Below are 23,985 nucleotides of genomic sequence, written 5' to 3' on the forward strand. Positions count from 1 at the left end.
CCCTCATGGTGCAAGCTGATGGGCCTTCCATTGAGGACAAGTGCCCATGGCGATCCCCGAAATCAGCGCGTTCATTGCCCGCTGGCCCGAACTGGGCGTATCTGAGCCCGCCGCCTGGCAGGTCACCCAGGCGTGTGAACAGCACGTCCTGGGCATGATGGCGCGGCTCGATGCCGGTTATCGGCGCCAAGGTGACTGCGCCATCCATGAAACCGCCATCGTCGAGCCCGGTGCGGTGTTGAAAGGGGCAATCATCATCGGCCCGGGGGCCTTCGTGGCGGCAGGCGCCTACCTGCGAGGCGGGGTCTACATTGGCGGCGGCTGCATTGTCGGGCCAAGCTGCGAGGTGAAAAGCAGTTTCATGCTCGGCTCGAGCAAGTTGGCACACTTCAACTTCGTCGGCGACTCGCTGATTGGTGAGCACGTCAATATCGAAGCGGGCGCGATCATCGCCAACTACCGCAATGAGCTCGATGGCGCCGTCATCAGGATTCGCCACGCTCAGGCGGTCATCGACACTGGGGTGTGCAAGTTCGGTGCATTGATAGGCGATGGCTGTAAGATCGGCGCGAACGCGGTGATCGCCCCAGGTGCGTTGCTCTGGCCGAATACTCGCGTCCCGCGCCTTGAACTGATCGACCAGTTCGCGTACTACTGAACTGCCTTGTAGCGCTCCAGCGCGGCCAGTGAATCTGGGCAGTAGGGGTGCAGAAGCCGATCATTTTCGACCTCCGCGAGGCTGACAAAACGCGCCTCGCTCACCTCCTCTGGCTGCAGCCGCAACGGCGCATCGGAAACCGCCGAATACACTGCGCACCACAAGCGGTTATCCGGCTGGTCGAAATAGAAGCGCTCGTGAAACCGCAGCGCGACACCTTCAATTCCCAACTCCTCGGCCAGCTCGCGGGCGGCGGAGTCGGCGTACGCTTCACCTGCCGCCACCATGCCGCCAGCGGCCACGTCCCAATAACCCGGATACAGCGCCTTGCTCAAGGTGCGCCGGTGCACGCACAACTCGCCGGCGCTGTTGAACAACAGAATGAACGTGCAACGACCGATCAGGCCGCGCTCACGGAGCTCGGCCCTGGGCAGTGCGCCAAGCACCTGGTCGGCGTCGTCCACCCAGGCGACCAGTTCGCGGTCGGAAGCCGCCCGGTGGGCGGCCTCGTTGGGGCTGATGGCCATGCTCAACCCTGCGACAGCAGCTGACGCAGGTCGATGACCGCGGCGTTGGCCCGGGAGATATAGTTGGCCATGACCAGCGAGTGGTTGGCCCACATGCCAAAGCCGCTACCATTGAGCACCATCGGGCTCCACAGCGGCTCTTGCGAGGCTTCCAGCTCACGGATGATCTGACGCACGCTGACTGTGGCGTTCTTCTTCGCCAGCACGTCGGCGAAGTCGACCTCGATGGCACGCAGCAGGTGCGACAGCGCCCAGGCCTGGCCACGGGCCTCGTAGAACACGTTGTCGATCTGCAGCCACGGCGTCTCTACCAACTCCTCGTCCACCTGCGGCGCCTGACCGGCCACGACCGACTCGGTCTTGAGGGTGGTGTTGAGCTTGACCCGGCCAACGCTGGCCGACAGGCGCTGGGACAGGGAGCCCAGGCGAGTGGCGACATCGCCCAGCCAGTTGTTCAGGTTATCGGCGCGGGTATAGAAGATGGCGCCCTTGTCACCCGCTGCCAGGCGAGTCTGGTAGCGCGACAGCGACTTGATGCCCTCTTCGAACTCCGATTCGCTGGACGGCAGAATCCAGCTTTTGTTGTCGAAGTTGAAGCGCGGCTCGGCTTTGGCCAAGTCAGCATCTTCGGTGGACTGCGACTGCGAGCGGGCGAAGTCCTTGCGCAGGGCGCGGGACAGGTCACGCACCTGGACCAGCACGCCGTATTCCCAGCTGGGCATGTTGTCCATCCACAGCCCTGGCGGGAAACGGTCGTTGGAGATGTAGCCACCTGGCTTGTTCAGCAGCGTACCGGCCACGGTCTTGAGGGTTTCGATGGTGGTATAGCCGACCACCATCTGCTGGCCATTGCGCTCGGCAGCGGCCTGGGCATTCTGCTGCACCGGGAACAACGCCGGCTCCTGGCTCCAGTACCAGCCCAAGCCGATACAGACCAGCAGGTACAGCCCGATCAATGTCCCCAGCGCGCGGCTCCAGAGGCCACCCAGGTAGCTACGGGCAGCAGCGCCTCGGCCGTCGACACGCTCGCGGGGCTCGGCTTTGGCCTCACGGTTTTTCCAATCCAGCATGGCTTTGTCCTTAATCAGTCACGACGGTTCAGGGCTTTGACCACAGGCCAGCGCCAGGGTGCCACGGCAAGCCCGCGTGCTTGCACTATAAAGCAGACGCCGCCATACGCATAAGCGACCAATGAGTCAGTAACTGAATAATCGTTTTAAACGCTTTGTTGACGCGGGGTGCTCGCACGCCTGAAAAGAGCTGCTAGCATAGAGCCATCATCGCACCTGCACCTCCCCACCTATAAGTAGTCAGGACATGACCCAAGCCGCTGAGCCGAGCCAAGAGCGCCTCAAGCAGGAACTCGATCACCTGCTGCAACGCCTGTCGCGCACCAGCCTGCGCAAGGGCGATCTACTCGATCAGCTGGCGCTGCCACCTGCCCGCAAGCCGGTGTACCTGCTGCTGCGGGATCATGAGCGTGCAGAGCGGCTAGCCCAGCAGCTGGAGTTTTTCGGCCTGAGCGCGCAGCCGCTGTTCGATGCCGCAACGGCTCTGGACGCCGTGGCCGAGCAGGCGCCGTCGGCCATCGTCATGGATGTCGACTTCAGCGGCCCGGGGCGCGGCATGCACCTGGCGGCGCAGGCGCAACTGGGCCTGGAACGGCCTATCCCGCTGCTGTTTTTCAGCCACCACGAAGCCGACACACCAACCCGCCTGGCTGCCGTGCGCGCCGGGGGGCAGGCCTTTCTCACCGGCACGCTGGAAGCCTCCAGCCTGCTGGAAAAGCTCGAGATCATGACCAGCACCACCGAGCACGAGCCCCTGCGGGTGCTGATCATCGACGACTCACGCACCCAGGCCTTGCATACCGAGCGCGTGCTGGGTAATGCCGGGATGATCACCCGCAGCCTTACCGACCCTATCCGCACCATGGCCGAGCTGGCGGACTTCCAGCCCGACCTGATCATCCTCGACCTGTACATGCCCGCCTGCTCAGGCCCGGAACTGGCCAAGGTGATACGCCACAACGACCGCTACGTCAGCGTGCCGATCATCTACCTGTCTGCCGAAGACGACCTGGACAAGCAGCTCGATGCGATGAGCGAAGGCGGTGATGACTTTCTCACCAAACCGATCCGCTCACGCCACCTGGTCACCACCGTGCGCAATCGCGCCGCCCGCGCCCGCCATCTCAAATCACGCATGGTGCGCGACAGCCTGACCGGGCTTTACAACCACACCCATATCCTGCAACTGCTCGAAGACTGCAGTTTCCGCGCCCGCCGCGAACGCCAGCCGCTGAGCTTTGCGATGCTCGACATCGACCATTTCAAGAAGATCAATGACCGCCACGGACACCCCATGGGCGACCGGGTCATCAAGAGCCTGGCATTGTTCCTCAAGCAGCGCCTGCGCAAGACCGACTTCATCGGCCGCTACGGCGGCGAAGAATTTGCCATCGTCATGCCCAACACCGCGCTGGAAGCCGCGCACAAGGTGCTGGACGAAATCCGCCGGCGCTTTGCCGAGATTCTTTATCCAGCGCAACCCTGCGACCTGCGCTGCACGTTCAGTGCCGGGGTGGTGCAGCTGGACGATGAGCTGGACGCCTTGACCATGGCCAGCACGGCTGACGAGGCGCTGTATCGGGCCAAGCACGCGGGACGTAATTGCGTGGTGCGGGTCGAGCCCTAGGCCCTCAGCGGCCCGTGAAACCTGTTAACTAGCGGCACAGTGCCACTTTTTTAGCGAACCCCCTGCTGTCGTCATCACCTCGTCACAAAACCGCAATAACTTCAGGCACCTACCTCTCCACTCCCCGCAGGAAGTTCGCGGCTATGCGCCTGAAGTGGCTGACCAATTTCAACACACTGTTGCTGGTGACCGTCTGTATCGCCTTGGCCACGACCCTGTGGTGGTCGCAACGCGCCCTGGAACGCCCCTATCAACTGATGGAGCGCTACCTGAGCCTGTCGCAGCAGTTCCAGAACCAGACAGCGCGCAATGTCCAGACCTACCTGGGCAGCGGCGACGCCTTGCGCCATGCCGCGGCCATGGAGGCCAACCAACAGTTGCAAGCGGCCTTGGCCGAGTTGCCCGCCGAGCTCGCCGATAACGTGCGCCCGAGCCTGGACACTTTGCAAACCTTCACCGCCAACGAACTGCTGGCAGCCGGCAAGCTGGCCGGCGACCCGCAAGCCCTGCTGTTGCAGGCCGAGCGCGAGCTGGGCGCCAATTTCGAACAGCTCGCCGCCTACGCCCGCGATAGCGGCAGCAGCGAGGCCAACCGTTACCTGCTGCCGGTGCTCGATGCCAGCGTCCACCTTGGGCGCCTGTCCCTGGCCCGCGACAAGCTGGTCAGCAGTGGCCGCGCCGAGCTGGCCGACGAAGTAGAGCGCGAACTGCATCTGATCCGCGCCCAGGCCCTGCTCATCGACGGCCTGCCACTGCTGGGCGTGACCCGCGCCGCCGAGTCCAACGCCGATGATTTCGCCGCCTTGATGGGCCTGGAAACCCAGGCCAGCGAGCAGCAGGAAGACGTTGCCATCAACCTCAAGCGCGACCTGCAAAGCCTGCTCAACCGCTACCCCGCCGAGCTGCAGCGCACCCGCGAACAGATCGAGCAACGCAGTGCCTTGGCGGCCAGCACCAATGAGCGCCTTGAGGCCGTGCAACAGGCCATTTCCGGCCTGGAGCCCGAGGTGCGTGCCCAGCACGGCAAAATCGCCAATGAAGTGCGCATCATGCAAGGGCTGATGATTGGCCTGATCTTGCTGATTGCCCTGCTGATCGACACCTTGCAGCGGCGCCTGGCGCGTACATTGACGGGGCTGGCCCCTGCCCTGTCGAGCTGGGCCGAGGGGGATTTCGCCAGGCCTATCGCCTTGGGCAAGACCAACCGTGAACTGCGTGATATCCAGGAATCGCTCAACCGCCTGCGCCAGTACCTGGTGGAACTGGTCGGCACCATCCGTCACAACGCCGAGCAGGTGGCCGGTAGCAGCCACGCCTTGGCGGGCATGAGCGCCGCGCTGCACGATGGCGCCGAGCGCCAGGCCGGTGACACTGGGCAGATTCGCGATGCCCTGGGCGAACTGGAAGCCACCATCCAGCAGGTGGCCGGCGATGCCAGCGCTGCTGCCGATGCCAGCCGTGATGCCGGGCGTGCCGTGGAACAGGGCCAGGCCGTGATCGGCCAGAGCTTGTCAGGGCTACGGGCACTGGTCGATGAGGTGCAGGGCAATGCCCGCATGATCGAACAGCTGGCCGAGGAGTCGGCGACCATTGGCGGGGTACTGACAGTGATCCGCTCGATTGCCGAGCAAACCAACCTGCTGGCCTTGAACGCCGCCATCGAAGCGGCCAGGGCCGGCGAGATGGGCCGTGGTTTTGCCGTGGTGGCCGACGAGGTGCGCTCGCTGGCGCAACGCACCACCGGGGCGACGGGCGAGATCCAGGCCCTGATCGACCGCCTGCAGCAGGCTGCGCGAGAATCGGTGGCGGGCATGCGCGCCCAGCTCGAACATGCCGAAGCCACTGCCAACCAGGCCCAGGCTGCTGATGGTGCGCTGGATGAAATTGTCAGCGCAATTCGCACCATTGCCGACACCGCGGTGCGCATCGCCGATGTCACGGCGCAACAGAGTGGCGCGGTGAGTGAGATCCGTGACCACAGCGAGCGGATTCACGCGTTGGGCGAGGACAACCTGCAGCGCATTGGCGAAGGGCGCGAGCAAGGCGAGCAGTTGCTGGGGTTGGGGGGTGAACTGAACCGCGCTGTGCGGGCCTTCAGGGTCTGACACTGAGCGCCCGCTTCCACAGGAAGAGGTGCCTGTGGGAGCCGGCAGCGGCCATGTGTCGCTCTGCTTCCCCGCACTCTCCCAACCCCCGCCAACTCCGTTATCATGCCCGCCACGTTCCACCTCGCGAGTCCGCCATGCGCCGCCTGTTTTTCCTGCTGTTCCTGCTGCTGGCCAGCCCGGCCTTCGCCACGGGCCTGCTCGACAACCGCCCCAGCGCCACCCTCGGCGCCGCCTCGCTGTCCAGCAACGCCGACTTCTTGCCGGTACACGAAGCGTTCAAGCTCAGCCTGATCGAGGCCAATGCCCAGAGCATCAAACTGCGCTTCGTCGCTACCGACGGCTATTACCTCTACCGCCATCGCTTCCAGTTCAGTACTGGGCCTGCCGGCATCGCCGTGGGCGCGCCGAACATTCCCAAGGGCGAGGCCAAGCACGATGAATTCTTCGGCGACGTCGAGGTGTACCACGGCGTGGTCGACATTGAACTGCCACGCACCGATGCCCGCGCTTTCACCTTGCTGGTGGGCTATCAGGGCTGCGCTGACAAGGGCCTGTGCTACCCGCCGCAAACCGAGCGCCTGAGCATCGATGGCGAAGGTGGCCCCGCTGCTGGCGCCCCTGCAGAGGGCGACGAACACGGCTGGCGCTGGAAGTCGTTGCTGCTGTTCTTCCTTGCCGGGGTCGGCCTGACCTTCACCCCGTGCGTGCTGCCGATGCTGCCGATCCTCTCTGGCGTGGTCCTGCGCGGCCAGGTCGGCGGGTTGCGCGGACTGGCGCTCTCATTGGCCTACGTAATGCCCATGGCCGCCAGCTTTGCCGTGCTGGGCGCACTGATGGGCCTGTTCGGCGCCGGCCTGAACCTGCAGGCCCGGCTGCAGTCGGCCTGGGTGCTGGTGCCGTTCGCGCTGTTCTTCGTGCTGTTTGCACTGGCCATGTTCGGCCTGTTCGAACTCAAACTGCCACAGGCCTTGAGCAACCGCCTGGACAAGCTGGCCAACCGTACCAAGGGCGGTTCGCTGCTGGGTGCGGCAGTGCTGGGCGTGCTGTCCAGCCTACTGGTTTCACCCTGCGTGTCGGCACCTCTGGCCGGCGCCTTGCTGTACATCAGCGCCAGCGGCGATGCCTTGGGCGGTGCGCTCAAGCTGTTCGCACTGGGCCTGGGCATGGGTGCGCCATTGCTGCTGGTGGCCACCGGTGGCGCGGCCTGGCTGCCCAAGAGCGGCCCGTGGCTGAACACTGTGAAGAACGCCATCGGGGTACTGCTGCTGGGCCTGGCGATCGGCTTGCTCAGCCGCGTACTGCCAGGGCCGGCGACCCTGGTGCTGGTGGGTTTTCTCAGCGCTGGCGTGGCGCTGTTCCTGGGTGCCCTTGAGTTCGTGGTCAAGTCGCCACGCCAACGCCTCGCGCAACTGCTGGGCCTGGCCCTGCTGGTGTATGCGCTGGCCTGCTGGTATGGCGCTCTGAATGGCCAAGGCGACCCCCTGCGCCCACTGCCTGCCCCCGCGCCTGCAGCACGCGTTGGCAGCCCCGCCGCCAGCGCGGATGCCTGGCACACAATCACTACACCGGCTGAGCTGGACGCGGCCCTGGCGCAGGCTAAAGCCGCCGGCCAACCGGTGTTGCTGGACTGGTACGCCGACTGGTGCATCAGTTGCAAAGTAATAGAGCACGAGGTGCTCAATGCCGCCGAGGTACAACCTCAGCTGAGTGCGTTCAGACTGCTGCGTTTCGACATCACCCAAAGCAGTGCCGAACAACGCACCCTGCTCGATCGCTACCAGTTGTTCGGCCCGCCGGCGCTGCTGTTCTTTGCCCCGAACGGCAGCGAAATGACCACCGATCGGGTGATTGGCGAGATAAACGCCGGCGAATTTGCGCAGATCCTTGCGCGCGTGCGCGGGCAACTGGGTCTATAACTTCCCGCTAGCCGGGAATTTTCGCCAATCGAGTGACCAGATTTAATTATCTGGTCACATACTTCGCGCGAACCTCGGACATCGTGCTGGCTATTGCCGGGAACTGGACACTTGCCGTCGCTTTACGGCACACTCGCCGCGCTGTGTCGAATTGCCCTACAAATCCAAGGAATCCGCAGATGGCAACGCTACTGGTGCTTCACGGCCCCAACCTGAACCTGCTCGGTACCCGGGAACCCGGTCACTACGGCGCCGTGACCCTGGCCCAGATCAACCAGGACCTGGAGCAGCGCGCCCGCGCCGCAGGCCACCATCTGCAGTACCTGCAGAGCAACGCCGAGTACGAGCTGATCGACCGTATTCATGCCGCACGCAACGAGGGTGTGGACTTCATCCTGATCAATCCGGCTGCTTTCACCCATACCAGCGTCGCATTACGTGACGCATTGCTTGCGGTGAGCATCCCATTCATCGAAGTGCACCTGTCCAACGTGCACAAACGCGAACCGTTCCGTCACCACTCCTACTTCTCCGATGTGGCCGTAGGAGTGATCTGCGGTCTGGGCGCCAGCGGTTATCGACTGGCCCTGGAGTCCGCGCTGGAACAACTGGCTGCCAACGCACAGCCCTGATGACAGAGACCCTGGCCTGAGTGGGCCGGGGTTCGAGAAAAACGTTTCAGATACGTTTTTTAACTTACGCCCCCTGACCGAAACCTTTGGGAGTTGATGATTAATGGATATCCGTAAAGTCAAGAAACTGATCGAGCTGCTGGAAGAGTCTGGCATCGACGAACTGGAGATCAAGGAAGGCGAAGAGTCGGTCCGTATCAGCCGTCACAGCAAGACCCCAGCTGCCCAGCAATACTTCGCCCCGGCGCCGGTCGCCGCGCCAGTTGCTGCCCCGGTTGCCGCTGCTGCCGCCCCCGTTGCCGAAGCTGCCGCTGCTGCCCCGGCCCTCAAAGGCACCGTGATCCGTTCGCCAATGGTCGGTACCTTCTACCGCAAGCCTTCGCCGACCTCGCCGAACTTCGCTGAAGTTGGCCAGAGCGTGAAAAAAGGCGACACCCTGTGCATCGTTGAAGCGATGAAGATGATGAACCACATCGAAGCCGATGTTGGCGGTGTCATCGACGCCATCCTGGTGGAAGACGGTCAGCCGGTTGAGTTCGACCAGCCGCTGTTCACCATCGTTTGATTCGCGGAGAGCCAACGATGTCTGGGAAGCTGGAAAAAGTCCTGATCGCCAACCGCGGGGAAATTGCCCTGCGGATCCTGCGTGCCTGCAAAGAGCTGGGCATCAAGACCGTCGCCGTGCACTCCACGGCCGACCGCGAACTGATGCACCTGGGCCTGGCAGACGAGTCGGTCTGCATTGGTCCTGCTTCGTCCAAAGATTCGTACCTGCACATCCCGGCGATCATCGCCGCGGCTGAAGTGACAGGCGCCACCGCCATTCACCCGGGCTACGGCTTCCTGGCGGAAAACGCCGACTTCGCCGAGCAGGTGGAGAAATCCGGTTTCGCCTTCATCGGCCCGAAAGCCGACACCATTCGCCTGATGGGCGACAAGGTTTCGGCCAAGGACGCGATGATCAAGACTGGCGTACCGACCGTACCGGGCTCCGACGGCCCACTGCCGGAAGACGAAGAGACCGCCCTGGCGATCGCCCGTGAAGTCGGCTACCCGGTGATCATCAAGGCCGCCGGTGGCGGTGGTGGTCGCGGCATGCGCGTGGTGCACAAGGAAGAGGACCTGATCGCCTCGGCCAAGCTCACCCGTACCGAAGCGGGCGCGGCCTTCGGCAACCCGATGGTCTACCTGGAGAAGTTCCTGACCAACCCACGCCACGTGGAAGTTCAGGTGCTCTCCGATGGCCAGGGTAACGCCATCCACCTGGGCGACCGTGACTGCTCGCTGCAGCGCCGTCACCAGAAGGTCCTGGAAGAAGCACCTGCACCGGGCATCGACGAGAAGGCCCGTCAGGAAGTCTTCAAGCGTTGTGTCGATGCATGCGTCGAAATCGGCTACCGCGGTGCGGGTACCTTCGAGTTCCTGTACGAGAACGGCCGTTTCTACTTCATCGAAATGAACACCCGTGTGCAGGTTGAGCACCCGGTGTCGGAGATGGTCACTGGTATCGACATCGTCAAGGAGATGCTCAGCATCGCCGCTGGCAACAAGCTGTCGATTCGCCAGGAAGACGTGGTCATCCGCGGCCACTCGCTGGAGTGCCGCATCAACGCCGAAGACCCGAAGAAGTTCATTCCGAGCCCAGGCAAGGTCAAGCACTTCCACGCCCCAGGTGGCAACGGCGTTCGCGTCGACTCGCACCTGTACAGCGGTTATTCGGTTCCGCCGAACTACGACTCGCTGATCGGCAAGCTGATCACCTACGGCAAGGACCGCGACGAAGCCATGGCACGCATGCGCAATGCCCTGGACGAGATCGTCGTCGACGGTATCAAGACCAACATCCCACTGCACCGCGACCTGGTGCGTGATGAAGGTTTCTGCAAAGGCGGCGTCAACATCCACTACCTCGAGCACAAACTGGCCAACCAGGAGTGATCGCGTTAGCGTGATGGATGAGAAACCCCGGCCAAGGTGCCGGGGTTTTTTATTGCCGGCCAGGCGCGGCCCGAAGCGATCACCCTTTCATCCGCGGCATCTCGATACGGTGCTCATGCACCCGCCGGTACAAGGTCGCCCGCGATATGCCCAAGGCCCGCGCCGCCTCCGCCGGCTTCCAGCGATGGCGAATCAAGGCATCGAGCAGCAACTGCCGCGCAGGGTTCGAGGCACCCGCATCCGCGCAAGGCACTGCATCGCCACGCACCTCTTGCGGCAGATCCTCCAGGCCAATTTGCCCACCCTCGCTGACCGCGCAGGCATAGCGCAGCACCTGACGCAGCTGTCGCAGATTGCCCGGCCAGCGATAGACCAACAGCGCCTGCAGCGCGTCGTCAGCCAGCACCACCTCAACCCCGCAGGCTTCGGCCTCCTCGGCCAGCAGGCGATGGATCAACCCCAGCCGATCCTCCCGATCGCGCAGCGGTGGTAACTCGAACCGGGCGTTGGCCAGTCGGAAGTACAGGTCTTCGCGAAAACGCCCCTCACTCACCATCGCCGCCAGGTCCCGGTGGGTGGCGCAAATCACCTGAATATCCACCCGCTCGCGCCGGGCCGCGCCCAGTGGGGCGACTTCGCCCTCCGCCAGTACCCGCAGCAAACGGGTCTGCAGGTTCAACGGCATGTCGCCAATCTCATCGAGAAACAACGTGCCGCCATCGGCCTGTTGCAACAGCCCCTGCATACCCTTGCTCGACGCGCCCGTGAACGCCCCGGCGACATAGCCGAACAGTTCGCTCTCGATCAGGCTCTCCGGAATGGCCGCGCAATTGAGGGTGACGAACGGGCCGGCGCGGCGTTGACTCTGCTGATGCAGCTGGCGGGCGAAAACCTCCTTGCCAGCCCCCGTCTCGCCCTGCACCAATACTGCCAAATTGCAGTCCTTGACCCGGGTAGCCAGGCGCAGGTGCTGTTCGATGCGGGCATCCTGAGCCTGCTGTATCGGCTGTACCCGGCCCCGCCGCTGCGGCGCACTGACCCGGCCGTACAGCCCGCCCCAGCCTGGCAGGCGTTGCGCCGCCGCCTCGCTGGCACGGCGCAGCTGGTCCAAGTCGAACAACTCGCCGATGTGCTCCGGCAACCGCCCATCCCGCGCCAGCAGGCGCTCGCGGGCCAGGCTGTTGATCGCCTGCAGGCGGCCATCGGCATCCCAGGCCAGCAAATAATCAGGCTGGCTTTCCACATAACCCGGCGTGCCATGCGCGCGCATCACCCAGTGGCCCTGGGCGCTGTGCATGAAAAAGGCGTTCTCGATCTCCCGCGCGGTCTGTTCCACCAACTGGCGGATCAGGTGCTGGCTGCGGCGGTCGTCGGGCGATTGCAGGGCCGAAACATCCACCACGCCCAGCAATTCGCCCAGCGGGTCGAACACCGGTGCCGCCGTGCAGGTCAGGCCGATGAACGCCGCGCGAAAGTGATCGCGCTTGTGTACCGTGGCGGGCGCCCGGCTGGTCAACACTGCCGCAACCCCACAGGTGCCCTCCTCACCTTCGGACCAGCAGGTGCCCAGGTAAAGGCCAGCCTTGCGGCACTCATTGCGGATGGCCGACTCGACCCGGTAATCGATGGTACGCCCAAGGGCATCGGTCAGCAGCACGCAGTAGTCGGCGCCGCGCACACGCTCATGCAGGCGCGCCACGGCATCGCTGGCGATGCGCAGAAACAGTTCGGCGCGTTCACGGCACTCGTTGAGCAGGCTCTGGGAAAGAATACGCGGCCCCTGTTGGGACCCTGGGTCAAGACGGTACAGCTCCATGGAACGGCGCCATGAATCGAGGATCAGCGGCGGCACCGGCGCCTGCGGCAGGCGCTCGGCATTCTTCAGCACACGACTGACGCAATCGACATGGGCTCGGGAGTTCGCGGCAAGCATGAGGCCTCCGGTTCCTGTTTGTTCTTGTCGTTGTGCGGCCATTAAGCGCCTGCCGGCAAGCCCCGACAAGCGCTGTGTGATTACCGGTTGGCTTGAGACGCAGCGTCTCAGGGTCTCGGCCAGGGCAACCCGCTGCTGGCACCCGGCGTCTCGCCCGCCACGCTACGCCGCCCCGCTGGCGCAGCCTGCAGCCGCTCTGCAACAGTGCCCTCAGGCGATTTATCGAAACCTGGCACCGCGCTTGCTGAACACCTGGCAAACAAGAAAACGAGGTGCGCCATGCCGCAACCTGCCCCGATCATCGGGATCATTGCCAACCCTGCCTCTGGGCGCGACCTGCGCCGCCTGACGGCCAACGCCGGGCTGTACTCGAGCACCGACAAAGCTTCGGTGATCCAGCGCCTGCTCGCCGCGTTCGGTGCCACGGGCGTTGCCAAGGTGCTGCTGCCCACCGACATGACCGGCATCGCCGCCGCCGTGCTCAAGGCCAGCCAGGGCCCCGTGGCCCGTGACCAGCACTGGCCAGCCTTGCAACTGCTGGACCTGCCCCTGACCCAGACCGCCAGCGACACCCGCCTGGCCGCGCGCCAGATGGTGGCACAGGGTGTTGCCATGATTGCCGTGCTCGGGGGTGATGGCACCCACAAGGCAGTGGCCGCAGAGGCCGGGGACGTGCCCCTGCTGACCCTCTCCACCGGTACCAACAACGCCTTCCCGGAGCTGCGCGAAGCCACCAGTGCCGGCCTTGCCGGCGGCCTTGTGGCCGGCGCCCAGGTACCGGCAAGCATCGGCCTGCGCCGCAACAAACGCCTGCTGGTGAACGTGCCGCAGCAGCAGTTGTGCGAATGGGCCCTGGTCGAAGTCGCCGTATCGCCGCAGCGCTTCATTGGCGCTCGCGCCCTGAGCCGCAGCGAGGACCTCAGCGAAGTCTTCGCCTGCTTTGCCGAACCCCATGCCATTGGCCTGTCCGCCTTGTGCGGGTTGTGGTGCCCCGTGGCCCGCCATGAGCCGCATGGCGCCTGGGTACGGTTAAACCCCGGCGCCGAGCAGGCCCTGCTGGCACCGCTGGCGCCGGGCCTGTTGCAGGGCTGCGGCATCACCGCCAGTGGCACGCTCACCCCGGGCGTGGCCCATCGCCTGAGCCTGGCCGCCGGCACCTTGGCCCTGGACGGCGAACGTGAGATCGAATTCGCCGAACACGACACCCCCACCGTCACCCTCGACCACCAAGGCCCACTGACCGTGGATGTCGAAGCGGTGCTGGCCCATGCCGCCCGCCACCACCTGCTGGCCGTCCCGCGCGGCCACCGGCTGCACCCTGCAACCCCGTCTCGAGACAACCCTGGAGAACAACAAGATGTCCACTGACCTCAGCTCAGCGCAATTGCTGCACGCCTATGAAGTGATGCGCACCATTCGCGCATTCGAAGAACGCCTGCACGTGGAGTTCGCCACCGGCGAGATCCCCGGCTTCGTCCACCTGTATGCCGGCGAAGAGGCCTCCGCCGCCGGCGTCATGGCGCACCTGCGCGACAGCGACTGCATTGCCTCGACCCACCGCGGCCATGGCCACTGCATCGCCAAAGGCGTCGACGTGTACGGCATGATGGCCGAGATCTACGGCAAGAAAACCGGTGTGTGCGGCGGCAAGGGCGGCTCGATGCACATCGCCGACCTGGAAAAAGGCATGCTCGGCGCCAATGGCATCGTCGGTGCCGGCGCGCCGCTGGTGGCCGGTGCCGCACTCGCGGCCAAGATCAAGGGTAGCGACGATGTGGCCGTGGCCTTCTTTGGTGACGGCGCCTCCAACGAAGGCGCGGTATTCGAGGCAATGAACCTGGCCTCGATCATGAACCTGCCCTGCATCTTCGTCGCCGAGAACAATGGCTACGCCGAAGCCACTGCCTCGACCTGGTCGGTCGCCTGCGACCATATCGCCGACCGCGCTGCCGGCTTCGGCATGCCCGGGGTGACCATCGACGGTTTCGACTTCTTTGCCGTGCACGAGGCCGCTGGCGCCGCAATCGAGCGCGCGCGCTCCGGGCAAGGGCCTTCGCTGATCGAGGTCAAGCTCAGCCGTTATTACGGCCACTTCGAAGGCGATGCCCAAACCTACCGGGCCCCGGATGAAGTGAAGAACCTGCGCGAAAGCCGCGACTGCCTCTTGCAGTTCCGCAACAAGACCACCCGCGCCGGCCTGCTGCAGGCCGCACAGCTCGATGCCATCGATGCCCGTGTCGAGGACATGATCGAAGACGCCGTGCGCCGGGCCAAGTCCGATCCCAAGCCTCAGCCCGCCGATCTGCTCACCGACGTTTATGTCAGCTACCCCTGAGCCCGGACAACAAGAACAACAGGAGAATGACCATGGCTAGAAAAATCAGTTACCAGCAAGCCATCAACGAAGCCCTGGCCCAGGAAATGCGCCGCGACAGCAGCGTGTTCATCATTGGCGAGGACGTGGCCGGTGGCGCGGGTGCGCCAGGTGAGGACGATGCCTGGGGCGGCGTGCTAGGGGTGACCAAGGGCCTGTACCACCAGTTCCCGGGCCGGGTGCTCGATGCGCCCTTGTCGGAAATCGGTTACGTCGGCGCCGCCGTGGGCGCCGCTACCCAAGGCCTGCGCCCGGTGTGCGAACTGATGTTCGTCGACTTCGCTGGCTGCTGCCTGGACCAGATCCTCAACCAGGCGGCCAAGTTTCGCTACATGTTCGGCGGCAAGGCCGTCACCCCGCTGGTGATGCGCACCATGTACGGTGCGGGCCTGCGCGCGGCGGCGCAGCACTCGCAGATGCTCACCTCGCTGTGGACGCACATCCCGGGCCTGAAGGTGGTCTGCCCATCGTCGCCCTACGACGCCAAGGGTCTGTTGATCCAGGCGATCCGCGACAACGACCCGGTGATCTTCTGCGAGCACAAGCTGCTTTACAGCATGCAGGGCGAAGTGCCGGAAGAGGTCTACACCGTGCCCTTTGGCGAAGCCAACTACCTGCGCGACGGCGACGACATCACCCTGGTGACTTACGGACGCATGGTGCACGTGGCCCTGGAGGCCGCCAACAACCTGGCCCGCCAGGGTATCGACTGCGAAGTGCTGGACCTGCGCACCACCAGCCCACTGGACGAGGACAGCATCCTTGAAAGCGTCGAGAAGACTGGCCGCCTGGTGGTAATCGACGAAGCCAACCCGCGCTGCTCGATGGCCACGGACATCAGCGCCCTGGTGGCGCAAAAGGCGTTCGGCGCACTCAAGGGGCCCATCGAAATGGTCACCGCGCCGCACACTCCGGTGCCGTTCTCCGACGCCCTGGAAGACCTGTACATCCCTGACGCGGCGAAGATCGAAGCCGCCGTGCGCAAGGTGATCGAAACCGCAAGGAGTGCCGCATGAGCCAGATCCATACCCTGACCATGCCCAAGTGGGGCCTGTCGATGACCGAGGGCCGGGTCGATACCTGGCTCAAGCAGGAAGGCGACGAGATCAACAAGGGCGATGAAGTGCTGGACGTCGAGACCGACAAGATCAGCAGCAGCGTCGAGGCGCCCTTCAGTGGCGTGCTGCGCCGGCAGGTGGCCAAGCCTGACGAAACCCTGCCCGTCGGTGCGCTGTTGGCCGTGGTGGTGGAAGGCCAGGCAGAGGAATCGGAGATCGACGCGGTGGTGCAACGCTTCCAGGCCGAGTTCGTGGCCGAAGGCGGCGCCGACCAGGCCCAGGGGCCGGCGCCGCAGAAGGGCGAAGTGGCAGGCCGGCTGCTGCGCTGGTTCGAGCTGGGTGAAGGTGGCACGCCCTTGGTACTGGTGCACGGTTTTGGCGGCGACCTGAACAACTGGCTGTTCAACCACCCCGCGCTGGCTGCCGAGCGCCGGGTCATCGCCCTTGATTTGCCAGGGCATGGCGAGTCGGCCAAAGCCTTACAGCGCGGTGACTTGGACGAGCTGAGCGAAACCGTGCTGGCGTTGCTCGACCACCTGGACATTCCCCGGGCGCACCTGGCCGGCCACTCCATGGGCGGCGCGGTGAGCCTCAACCTGGCGCGCCTGGCACCGCAGCGGGTGGCAAGCCTGACATTGGTGGCCAGTGCCGGCCTGGGTGATGCGATCAATGGCCAGTACCTGCAAGGTTTCGTTGCGGCCAGCAACCGCAATGCGCTCAAGCCGCAGATGGTGCAGTTGTTCGCCGACCCGGCGCTGGTCACCCGACAACTGCTTGAAGACATGCTCAAGTTCAAGCGCCTGGAGGGGGTAGATCTGGCCCTTCAGCAGCTCGGAGCAGCCATTGCCGAGGGTGATCGCCAGCGGCATGACCTGCGCAGCGTGCTCGGGCAACACCCGGCGCTGGTGATCTGGGGCGCCGAGGATGCCATCATTCCAGCTGCGCATGCCGAGGGCGTGGAGGCCGAAGTGCTGGTGGTGCCCGGTGTAGGGCACATGGTGCAGATGGAGGCTGCGGAACAGGTGAACCAGAAGGTGCTGGAGTTCCTACGTTTGCACTGAGGTCGGCGGGCCTGCTGAGCAGGCCCCTCTAGTCATGCATAAACCCCCGCACTCGCGTAAACTGCCAGCCTTCGCGCAGCCTCGGGCTGCCCCTGTCGATTTACCAAAGGTGCCCGCCATGCCTTGGCTGCAAGTACGCCTGGCCATCAGCCCGGAACAAGCCGAAACCTACGAAGACGCCCTGCTCGAAGTCGGTGCCGTCTCGGTCACGTTCATGGATGCCGAAGATCAGCCGATCTTCGAGCCTGACCTCAACACCACCCCGTTGTGGTCGCACACGCATCTGTTGGCGCTGTTCGAAGCCGACGCCGACCCAGAGCAGGTCTTCGCCCACCTGCGCCTGCTGACCGGCACCGAACTGCCCGAACACCAGGCCGAAGTGATCGAGGACCAGGACTGGGAGCGCAGCTGGATGGACAATTTCCAGCCAATGCGCTTCGGCCAGCGTCTGTGGATCGTGCCAAGTTGGCACGAGGCGCCGGAAAAGGACGCGGTCAACCTGCTGCTCGACCCGGGTCTGGCCTTCGGCACCGGCACCCACCCCACCACCGCGCTGTGCCTGGAATGGCTCGACGGCCAACAGCTCGACGGCACCCAGGTGCTGGACTTCGGCTGCGGCTCGGGCATCCTGGCCATCGCCGCGCTGTTGCTCGGCGCGCGTGAAGCCGTGGGTACCGATATCGATGTACAGGCACTGGAAGCCTCGCGGGACAATGCCCAGCGCAATGGCATCGCCGACGAGCTGCTGGCGCTGTACCTGCCCGAGCACATGCCGACCCTGCAAGCCGATGTGCTGGTCGCTAACATCCTCGCAGGCCCGTTGGTCGCGTTGGCACCCCAGTTGTCTGGCCTGGTTCGCCCCGGTGGCCTGCTGGCCCTGTCGGGCATCCTCGCCGAACAGGGCGAAGAAGTGGCCGCGGCGTATGCCGCCGACTTCGAGCTGGACCCAATCGTTGTGCGCGACGGCTGGGTGCGCATCAGTGGTCGCCGCCGCTAAGCAGGCCTAGAATACTTCTTTGCACAGCCCCCGGATCGCCGCATGACCGACAGTTTCGTCACCCAGTGCCCGCATTGCCAGACCAGCTTTCGCGTCACCCATCACCAGTTGAGCGTGGCGCGCGGCGTGGTGCGTTGCGGCCACTGCCTGCAGGTGTTCAATGCGGCGAAACAGCTGCTGGAGCAAAATCGCGCCGGCGCCACGCCGGTGGTGCCGCCCACCCCGGTGGTCGCGCCGGCCCCTGCACCCGAACCTGCGGTCAGCGTGCGTCCACCCGCCGCGCAGGACGACTGGGCAGCGACCGCACAGGCCCTGGATGAGCTCGACCTGGACCAGGAGCTGGCCCGCCTTGAGCGCCGCGGCAAGCCCGCCGAGGCACGCCCCGCTGCTGCGCCAGATGCACTGCAGGCCCGGCGCGACGAGCCGGCCGCTGACGTTCATGGCGACGAACTGTTTGGCACCGCCACCGACGATCACCTTGAACCTCAGGCCGTTCACGAGCCGGCCCCGGTGTTGCTGGCCCAGGAGCCGCTGGACCTTGAACCGGCGCCGGGCGACCGTACCGAGCCCACCCTGGGCGGCAATCTGGACCTTGACCTGGACGATCCGCTACCGGGGCATCGGGCTGACGCACACGCGGACCTCGACAGGCTGGATGAGCACCTGTCGGGCGACGATGAAATCATTCACGAACAAGGCCTGAGCGCCCGTGATGACGACGAAACGGATGTCCATCTGTCGGCCCACGACCACGCCCCCACACCCGCCCTGCCCGGCGAACGCCTGGAACCTGGGCTGTCCACCAGGGCCGAGCGCCCGTCACGCAAGGAGCCGCTGGTCGATGTGGTCGACGACCCGCTGCAACTGGGCTGGGAGAAGCCCCAACCCAACTGGGGCAAGCGCCTGTTGTGGGGTTTCCTGACCTTGTTGGCCGCTGGCCTGCTGGCGTTCCAGTACGTATGGTTCCATTTCGACGAAATGGCCCGTCATGACACCTATCGCCCGATCTTCCAGCAGCTGTGCCCGATGCTTGGCTGCGAAGTGCCCACCCGCGTGGACATCGGCCGGATCAAGAGCAGCAACCTGGTGGTGCGCAGCCACCCGGACTTCAAGGGTGCGCTGATCGTCGACGCGATCATCTACAACCGCGCCTCTTTCGCCCAGCCATTCCCGCTGCTGGAGCTGCGCTTCGCCGACCTCAACGGCCAACTCATCGCCAGCCGACGCTTCAAGCCGAGCGAGTACCTGTCCGGCGAGCTGGCCGGGCGCGGTGAAATGCCTAGCCAGACGCCGATTCACATCGCCCTGGACATCCTCGACCCGGGGCCCAAGGCCGTGAACTACAGCCTCAGCTTCCGTTCCCCGGAATAACCTGCCAGCTGCAAGCCACGAGACAAGCGAGCCGACAATCGGTCGGCTCCCTCTCGCCGCTGGAAGCTTGCTGCTTGAAGCGCAAAGGCATAAGCCCTCAACTGTTCAGATTTTATCCAAATCCATCTTTATCCGGTCACCGAGAGCGGGTATCATGCCAACCCTTTTTCGACTCCAATGATTCGGCCCCACAACAGGGAACACCTATGTCGGCGGTACGCATCGGCCCATATACACTACGCAACAACCTGATCCTCGCGCCCATGGCCGGGGTCACGGACCAGCCTTTCCGTACACTTTGCCAGCGCCTGGGCGCCGGCATGGTGGTGTCGGAGATGGTCAGCAGCGACATGAGCCTGTGGAACAGCCGCAAGTCGAGCCTGCGCCGCATCCACGAAGGTGATCCCGAACCCCGTTCGGTACAGATCGCCGGTGGCGATGCGCAGATGATGGCAGCAGCGGCCAGGGCCAACGTCGAGGCCGGCGCGCAGATCATCGATATCAACATGGGCTGCCCGGCAAAAAAAGTCTGCAACAAAGCTGCAGGCTCTGCTTTATTGAGAGATGAAGCGCTGGTCAGCGAGATCCTCCACGCCGTGGTTGGCGCGGTGGACGTCCCGGTGACCCTGAAGATCCGCACCGGTTGGGACCGGTCGAACAAGAACGGCCTGAACGTAGCGAAAATCGCCGAACAGGCTGGCATCCAGGCGCTGGCGGTGCACGGCCGCACACGCGCCGACCTGTACACCGGCGAAGCCGAATACGACACCATCGCTGCCATCAAGCAGGCGGTGTCAATCCCGGTTTTTGCCAACGGCGATATCACTTCGCCAGAAAAGGCCCGGGCGGTGCTGGATGCCACCGGGGTCGACGGCCTGCTGATTGGCCGGGCTGCCCAGGGGCGGCCGTGGATCTTTCGCGAGATCGAGCATTACCTGGGGACTGGCGCGCATTTGCCGGCCCCGCAGCTGGACGAAGTGGAACGTATCCTGCTGGAGCACCTGGCCGCGCTGCACGCCTTCTATGGCGATGTGATGGGCGTTCGTATCGCCCGCAAGCACGTTGGCTGGTACCTGGCAACACGACCCGGCGGCAAGGAGTTTCGCTCCCGGTTCAACGCTTTGGAAGACACACAAGCGCAGTGCGCCAACGTTCGTGCGTATTTCGACGAACGTCGACAGAGCCTTGAGACAGAGGACGAACAAGGGGTGGCCGCATGACGATGATGACCGAGACATTAGTGAGTGGAACAACGCCCGTGAGCGACAACGCCAACCTCAAACAGCATCTCAACACGCCGAGCGAAGAAGGCCAGACCCTTCGCGACAGCGTCGAGAAGGCGCTGCACAACTACTTCGCACACCTGGAAGGCGCTACCGTCACTGACGTGTACAACCTGGTGCTCTCCGAAGTCGAGGCGCCCCTGCTCGAGAGCGTGATGAATTACGTCAAGGGCAACCAGACCAAAGCCAGCGAGATGCTCGGGCTCAACCGAGGCACCCTGCGCAAGAAGCTCAAGCAGTACGACTTGCTGTAAGCCAGAATCCCAACCAGAAAAGGCGGCTCCCTGAACAGAGGCGCCTTTTTTGCTGACTCCACCGCGTTATTGGAATCCGAAATGACCGACCAGACTACCCGCCTGCCAGTCCGCCGCGCCCTGATCAGCGTCTCCGACAAGACCGGTATCCTCGAATTCGCTCGTGAGCTGCAGCAGCTCGGTGTCGAGATCCTGTCCACCGGGGGCACCTACAAGCTGCTCAAGGACAACGGTGTGAACGCGGTGGAAGTGGCCGATTACACAGGCTTCGCCGAAATGATGGACGGCCGGGTCAAGACCCTGCACCCGAAAATCCACGGTGGCATCCTTGGCCGTCGCGGCACCGACGACGCCATCATGAACGAGCATGGCATCAAGCCGATCGACCTGGTCGCCGTCAACCTGTACCCGTTCGAAGCCACCATCGCCAAGCCTGGCTGTGACTTGCCGACCGCCATCGAGAACATCGACATCGGCGGCCCGACCATGGTCCGTTCGGCCGCCAAGAACCACAAGGACGTCGCCATCGTGGTCAACGCCGGCGACTATGCCAGCGTCCTCGAAGGCCTCAAAGCCGGTGGCCTGACCTACGCCCAGCGCTTCGACCTGATGCTCAAGGCCTTCGAGCACACCGCCGCCTATGACGGCATGATCGCCAACTACATGGGCACCATCGACCAGGCCAAGGACACCCTGAGCACTGAAGACCGCAGCGCGTTCCCGCGCACCTTCAATAGCCAGTTCGTCAAGGCCCAGGAAATGCGCTATGGCGAGAATCCGCACCAGAGCGCCGCGTTCTACGTCGAGGCCAACAAAGGCGAAGCCAGCATCTCCACCGCTGTCCAGCTGCAAGGCAAAGAGCTGTCGTTCAACAACGTGGCCGACACCGATGCCGCACTGGAGTGCGTGAAGAGCTTCGTAAAACCGGCCTGCGTCATCGTCAAGCACGCCAACCCTTGCGGCGTTGCCGTGGTGCCTGAAGACGAAGGCGGCATCCGCAAGGCCTACGACCTGGCTTACGCCACCGACACCGAGTCGGCCTTCGGCGGCATCATCGCCTTCAACCGCGAGCTGGATGGCGAAACCGCCAAGGCCATCGTCGACCGCCAGTTCGTCGAAGTGATCATCGCCCCAAAAATCTCCCAGGCTGCCCGCGACGTGGTGGCGGCCAAGCAGAACGTGCGCCTGCTGGAATGCGGTGAGTGGCCTGCCGAGCGCGCTGCCGGCTGGGACTTCAAGCGGGTCAACGGCGGCCTGCTGGTGCAAAGCCGCGATATCGGCATGATCACCGCCGATGACCTGAAAATCGTCACCAAGCGTGCGCCGACCGAGCAGGAAATCCACGACCTGGTGTTTGCCTGGAAAGTGGCTAAGTTCGTCAAGTCCAACGCTATTGTCTATGCCAAGCAGCGCCAGACCATCGGTGTCGGCGCCGGCCAGATGAGCCGTGTCAACTCCGCACGCATTGCTGCCATCAAGGCCGAGCATGCTGGCCTGCAGGTGCAGGGTGCGGTCATGGCGTCGGACGCGTTCTTCCCGTTCCGTGATGGCATCGACAACGCGGCCAAAGTGGGTATCAGCGCGGTGATCCAGCCTGGTGGTTCGATGCGTGATGCTGAAGTCATCGCTGCCGCTGATGAAGCCGGTATCGCCATGGTCTTTACTGGCATGCGCCACTTCCGCCACTGATTTACGGCAATCGGCCGCACTGAAGCGGGCAGCTGCTTCAGTGCGACCTCGTACCGCGTGAGGCTTTGCCTTGCGTCCGAAAGAATTCGAGGTTTTGACATGAAAGTTTTGATCATCGGCAGCGGCGGCCGTGAACACGCCCTGGCCTGGAAAGTCGCGCAGGACCCACGCGTCGAAAAAGTCTTCGTCGCCCCGGGCAACGCCGGCACCGCCATTGAAGCCAAGTGCGAGAACGTCGCCATCGACGTGACCGCCCTGGAGCAACTGGCCGACTTCGCTGAACAGAACGTCGACCTGACCATCGTCGGCCCCGAGGCTCCGCTGGTCATCGGCGTGGTCGACCTGTTCCGCAGCCGTGGCCTGGACTGCTTCGGCCCGACCAAGGGCGCGGCCCAGCTGGAAGGCTCCAAGGCCTTCACCAAGGATTTTTTGGCGCGCCACAAGATCCCGACTGCCGACTACCAGAACTTCACCGAGATCGAGCCTGCCCTGGCGTACCTGCAGGAAAAAGGCGCGCCGATCGTGATCAAGGCCGACGGCCTGGCTGCGGGCAAGGGCGTGATCGTCGCCATGACCCTGGCAGAAGCCGAAGCCGCCGTGCGTGACATGCTTGCCGGCAATGCCTTCGGCGACGCCGGTTCGCGCGTGGTGATCGAAGAGTTCCTCGACGGCGAGGAAGCCAGCTTCATCGTCATGGTCGACGGCCACAACGTGCTGCCAATGGCCACCAGCCAGGACCACAAGCGTGTCGGCGACCAGGACACCGGCCCGAACACGGGCGGCATGGGTGCCTACTCGCCTGCGCCGGTGGTCACCGCCGACGTGCACCAGCGCGTGATGGACCAGGTGATCTGGCCGACCGTGCGCGGCATGGCCGAGGAAGGCAACGTCTACACCGGCTTCCTGTATGCCGGCCTGATGATCGACAAGGCGGGCAACCCCAAGGTCATCGAGTTCAACTGCCGCTTCGGCGACCCGGAAACCCAGCCAGTCATGCTGCGCCTGGAGTCGAGCCTGGTACTGTTGATCGAAGCGGCGTTCGCCAAGGCGCTGGACAAGGTAGAAGCACAGTGGGACCCGCGCCCGAGCCTGGGCGTGGTACTGGCTGCCGGTGGATACCCAGGCGACTACGCCAAGGGCGACGTGATCAGCGGCCTGGAAGCAGCGGCCACAATTGAGGGCAAGGTGTTCCATGCCGGTACCTCGCTCAAGGACGGCCAAGTGGTCACCAACGGTGGCCGTGTACTGTGCGCCACGGCCATGGGCAGCACAGTGGCCGATGCGCAGCAGCAGGCTTATCGCCTGGCCAGGGAGGTCACCTGGAACGGTAGCTTCTACCGCACCGACATCGGCTACCGGGCCATCGCCCGTGAGCGCGGTGAACACCAGCAGTAAGTTTTACCGGATTGCCGCAGCGCCTTGGGCCTGCGGTGATCGGCTCGTCGACAGGGCCCCTTCGGGGCCTTGCCTTCGACTTGGCGCGCCGCGC

At 64.4% G+C, this 23,985-nt stretch carries 20 protein-coding genes; 17 read left to right on the plus strand and 3 right to left on the minus strand.

Features of this window, described 5'->3' with window-relative positions; all coding sequences use genetic code 11:
• Window positions 1-46 precede the first annotated feature (46 nt).
• Window positions 47-658, plus strand: a complete 612-nt coding sequence (locus tag APH34_RS05370; RefSeq protein ID WP_054900151.1) for a transferase — start codon at window positions 47-49, stop codon at window positions 656-658.
• Here the strand turns inward: APH34_RS05370 and APH34_RS05375 are convergent.
• Window positions 652-1,185: an NUDIX hydrolase gene (locus tag APH34_RS05375; RefSeq protein WP_054900152.1), complete on the minus strand. Its 534-nt coding sequence runs from the start codon at window positions 1,183-1,185 to the stop codon at window positions 652-654. The two genes, APH34_RS05370 and APH34_RS05375, sit on opposite strands and share 7 nt — an antisense overlap.
• Before the next feature lie 2 nt (window positions 1,186-1,187).
• Complete coding sequence (locus tag APH34_RS05380; protein WP_054900153.1) at window positions 1,188-2,255, minus strand: DUF2333 family protein; 1,068 nt, start codon at window positions 2,253-2,255, stop codon at window positions 1,188-1,190.
• 247 nt (window positions 2,256-2,502) lie between these two features.
• On the opposite strand from APH34_RS05380, the gene APH34_RS05385 reads away from it, so the two are divergent.
• From APH34_RS05385 to accC, 6 genes are all read left to right on the plus strand, one after another.
• Complete coding sequence (locus APH34_RS05385; RefSeq protein WP_054900154.1) at window positions 2,503-3,882, plus strand: diguanylate cyclase; 1,380 nt, start codon at window positions 2,503-2,505, stop codon at window positions 3,880-3,882.
• Between the two features lie 359 nt (window positions 3,883-4,241).
• Window positions 4,242-5,987: a methyl-accepting chemotaxis protein gene (locus APH34_RS05390; protein WP_371263295.1), complete on the plus strand. Its 1,746-nt coding sequence runs from the start codon at window positions 4,242-4,244 to the stop codon at window positions 5,985-5,987.
• Between the two features lie 137 nt (window positions 5,988-6,124).
• Window positions 6,125-7,906 carry a protein-disulfide reductase DsbD gene (locus tag APH34_RS05395; protein WP_054900156.1) on the plus strand — a complete coding sequence of 594 codons (1,782 nt, stop codon included), beginning with the start codon at window positions 6,125-6,127 and terminating at the stop codon, window positions 7,904-7,906.
• A gap of 179 nt (window positions 7,907-8,085) precedes the next feature.
• A complete protein-coding gene (gene aroQ / locus APH34_RS05400) occupies window positions 8,086-8,538 on the plus strand; it encodes a type II 3-dehydroquinate dehydratase (RefSeq protein WP_008093086.1) in 453 nt (150 codons plus the stop codon).
• 103 nt (window positions 8,539-8,641) lie between these two features.
• Window positions 8,642-9,103, plus strand: coding sequence for an acetyl-CoA carboxylase biotin carboxyl carrier protein (gene accB, locus APH34_RS05405; protein WP_054900157.1), 462 nt, complete (start codon window positions 8,642-8,644; stop codon window positions 9,101-9,103).
• A 17-nt stretch (window positions 9,104-9,120) separates the two neighbouring features.
• Window positions 9,121-10,476, plus strand: coding sequence for an acetyl-CoA carboxylase biotin carboxylase subunit (accC, locus tag APH34_RS05410; protein WP_054900158.1), 1,356 nt, complete (start codon window positions 9,121-9,123; stop codon window positions 10,474-10,476).
• A 79-nt stretch (window positions 10,477-10,555) separates the two neighbouring features.
• Here accC and APH34_RS05415 read toward each other — a convergent pair whose 3' ends face one another.
• Window positions 10,556-12,409 carry a sigma-54-dependent Fis family transcriptional regulator gene (locus APH34_RS05415; protein ID WP_054900159.1) on the minus strand — a complete coding sequence of 618 codons (1,854 nt, stop codon included), beginning with the start codon at window positions 12,407-12,409 and terminating at the stop codon, window positions 10,556-10,558.
• Window positions 12,410-12,688: 279 nt separating this feature from the next.
• Between APH34_RS05415 and APH34_RS05420 the strand changes: the two genes are divergently transcribed.
• The 10 genes from APH34_RS05420 to purD all read left to right on the plus strand — a co-directional run bounded on the left by APH34_RS05420 (window position 12,689) and on the right by purD (window position 23,891).
• Window positions 12,689-13,777, plus strand: coding sequence for an ATP-NAD kinase family protein (locus tag APH34_RS05420; RefSeq protein ID WP_054900160.1), 1,089 nt, complete (start codon window positions 12,689-12,691; stop codon window positions 13,775-13,777).
• Complete coding sequence (locus APH34_RS05425) at window positions 13,767-14,744, plus strand: thiamine pyrophosphate-dependent dehydrogenase E1 component subunit alpha (protein ID WP_054900161.1); 978 nt, start codon at window positions 13,767-13,769, stop codon at window positions 14,742-14,744. Before APH34_RS05420 ends, APH34_RS05425 begins: the two co-directional genes overlap by 11 nt.
• Window positions 14,745-14,776: 32 nt before the next feature.
• A complete protein-coding gene (locus tag APH34_RS05430) occupies window positions 14,777-15,799 on the plus strand; it encodes an alpha-ketoacid dehydrogenase subunit beta (RefSeq protein WP_054900162.1) in 1,023 nt (340 codons plus the stop codon).
• On the plus strand, window positions 15,796-16,902 hold the full coding sequence (locus APH34_RS05435) for an acetoin dehydrogenase dihydrolipoyllysine-residue acetyltransferase subunit (protein WP_054900163.1): 1,107 nt from the start codon (window positions 15,796-15,798) through the stop codon (window positions 16,900-16,902). The genes APH34_RS05430 and APH34_RS05435 overlap by 4 nt, the downstream gene beginning before the upstream one ends.
• A gap of 118 nt (window positions 16,903-17,020) precedes the next feature.
• Window positions 17,021-17,899, plus strand: coding sequence for a 50S ribosomal protein L11 methyltransferase (prmA, locus tag APH34_RS05440; protein ID WP_054900164.1), 879 nt, complete (start codon window positions 17,021-17,023; stop codon window positions 17,897-17,899).
• Window positions 17,900-17,941: 42 nt separating this feature from the next.
• Window positions 17,942-19,270: a DUF3426 domain-containing protein gene (locus APH34_RS05445; RefSeq protein WP_054900165.1), complete on the plus strand. Its 1,329-nt coding sequence runs from the start codon at window positions 17,942-17,944 to the stop codon at window positions 19,268-19,270.
• A gap of 206 nt (window positions 19,271-19,476) precedes the next feature.
• Window positions 19,477-20,490 (plus strand): tRNA dihydrouridine synthase DusB, encoded by a 1,014-nt coding sequence (dusB, locus tag APH34_RS05450; protein WP_054900166.1) that lies wholly within the window; start codon window positions 19,477-19,479, stop codon window positions 20,488-20,490.
• The gene (gene fis, locus APH34_RS05455) at window positions 20,487-20,807 is read left to right on the plus strand and encodes a DNA-binding transcriptional regulator Fis (protein ID WP_008093076.1); all 321 of its coding nucleotides are present in this window, start codon (window positions 20,487-20,489) and stop codon (window positions 20,805-20,807) included. The genes dusB and fis overlap by 4 nt, the downstream gene beginning before the upstream one ends.
• Before the next feature lie 81 nt (window positions 20,808-20,888).
• The gene (purH, locus tag APH34_RS05460) at window positions 20,889-22,496 is read left to right on the plus strand and encodes a bifunctional phosphoribosylaminoimidazolecarboxamide formyltransferase/IMP cyclohydrolase (RefSeq protein ID WP_054900167.1); all 1,608 of its coding nucleotides are present in this window, start codon (window positions 20,889-20,891) and stop codon (window positions 22,494-22,496) included.
• 99 nt (window positions 22,497-22,595) lie between these two features.
• Complete coding sequence (gene purD / locus APH34_RS05465; protein WP_054900168.1) at window positions 22,596-23,891, plus strand: phosphoribosylamine--glycine ligase; 1,296 nt, start codon at window positions 22,596-22,598, stop codon at window positions 23,889-23,891.
• Window positions 23,892-23,985 lie beyond the last annotated feature (94 nt).

Source organism: Pseudomonas sp. NBRC 111131 (assembly GCF_001320525.1).
Classification (GTDB): Bacteria; Pseudomonadota; Gammaproteobacteria; order Pseudomonadales; family Pseudomonadaceae; genus Aquipseudomonas; species Aquipseudomonas ceruminis.

Excerpts from the sequence above, each read along its gene's own strand:
- dusB (WP_054900166.1), top strand. The coding sequence starts at position 19,477 with ATGTCGGCGGTACGCATCGGCCCATATACACTACGCAACAACCTGATC.
- purH (WP_054900167.1), top strand. The coding sequence starts at position 20,889 with ATGACCGACCAGACTACCCGCCTGCCAGTCCGCCGCGCCCTGATCAGC.
- APH34_RS05370 (WP_054900151.1), top strand. The coding sequence starts at position 47 with ATGGCGATCCCCGAAATCAGCGCGTTCATTGCCCGCTGGCCCGAACTG.
- APH34_RS05415 (WP_054900159.1), bottom strand. The coding sequence starts at position 12,409 with ATGCTTGCCGCGAACTCCCGAGCCCATGTCGATTGCGTCAGTCGTGTG.
- APH34_RS05425 (WP_054900161.1), top strand. The coding sequence starts at position 13,767 with ATGTCCACTGACCTCAGCTCAGCGCAATTGCTGCACGCCTATGAAGTG.
- aroQ (WP_008093086.1), top strand. The coding sequence starts at position 8,086 with ATGGCAACGCTACTGGTGCTTCACGGCCCCAACCTGAACCTGCTCGGT.
- prmA (WP_054900164.1), top strand. The coding sequence starts at position 17,021 with ATGCCTTGGCTGCAAGTACGCCTGGCCATCAGCCCGGAACAAGCCGAA.
- accB (WP_054900157.1), top strand. The coding sequence starts at position 8,642 with ATGGATATCCGTAAAGTCAAGAAACTGATCGAGCTGCTGGAAGAGTCT.
- APH34_RS05435 (WP_054900163.1), top strand. The coding sequence starts at position 15,796 with ATGAGCCAGATCCATACCCTGACCATGCCCAAGTGGGGCCTGTCGATG.
- fis (WP_008093076.1), top strand. The coding sequence starts at position 20,487 with ATGACGATGATGACCGAGACATTAGTGAGTGGAACAACGCCCGTGAGC.
- APH34_RS05390 (WP_371263295.1), top strand. The coding sequence starts at position 4,242 with ATGGAGGCCAACCAACAGTTGCAAGCGGCCTTGGCCGAGTTGCCCGCC.
- APH34_RS05420 (WP_054900160.1), top strand. The coding sequence starts at position 12,689 with ATGCCGCAACCTGCCCCGATCATCGGGATCATTGCCAACCCTGCCTCT.
- APH34_RS05385 (WP_054900154.1), top strand. The coding sequence starts at position 2,503 with ATGACCCAAGCCGCTGAGCCGAGCCAAGAGCGCCTCAAGCAGGAACTC.
- APH34_RS05445 (WP_054900165.1), top strand. The coding sequence starts at position 17,942 with ATGACCGACAGTTTCGTCACCCAGTGCCCGCATTGCCAGACCAGCTTT.
- APH34_RS05395 (WP_054900156.1), top strand. The coding sequence starts at position 6,125 with ATGCGCCGCCTGTTTTTCCTGCTGTTCCTGCTGCTGGCCAGCCCGGCC.
- accC (WP_054900158.1), top strand. The coding sequence starts at position 9,121 with ATGTCTGGGAAGCTGGAAAAAGTCCTGATCGCCAACCGCGGGGAAATT.
- APH34_RS05380 (WP_054900153.1), bottom strand. The coding sequence starts at position 2,255 with ATGCTGGATTGGAAAAACCGTGAGGCCAAAGCCGAGCCCCGCGAGCGT.
- purD (WP_054900168.1), top strand. The coding sequence starts at position 22,596 with ATGAAAGTTTTGATCATCGGCAGCGGCGGCCGTGAACACGCCCTGGCC.
- APH34_RS05375 (WP_054900152.1), bottom strand. The coding sequence starts at position 1,185 with ATGGCCATCAGCCCCAACGAGGCCGCCCACCGGGCGGCTTCCGACCGC.
- APH34_RS05430 (WP_054900162.1), top strand. The coding sequence starts at position 14,777 with ATGGCTAGAAAAATCAGTTACCAGCAAGCCATCAACGAAGCCCTGGCC.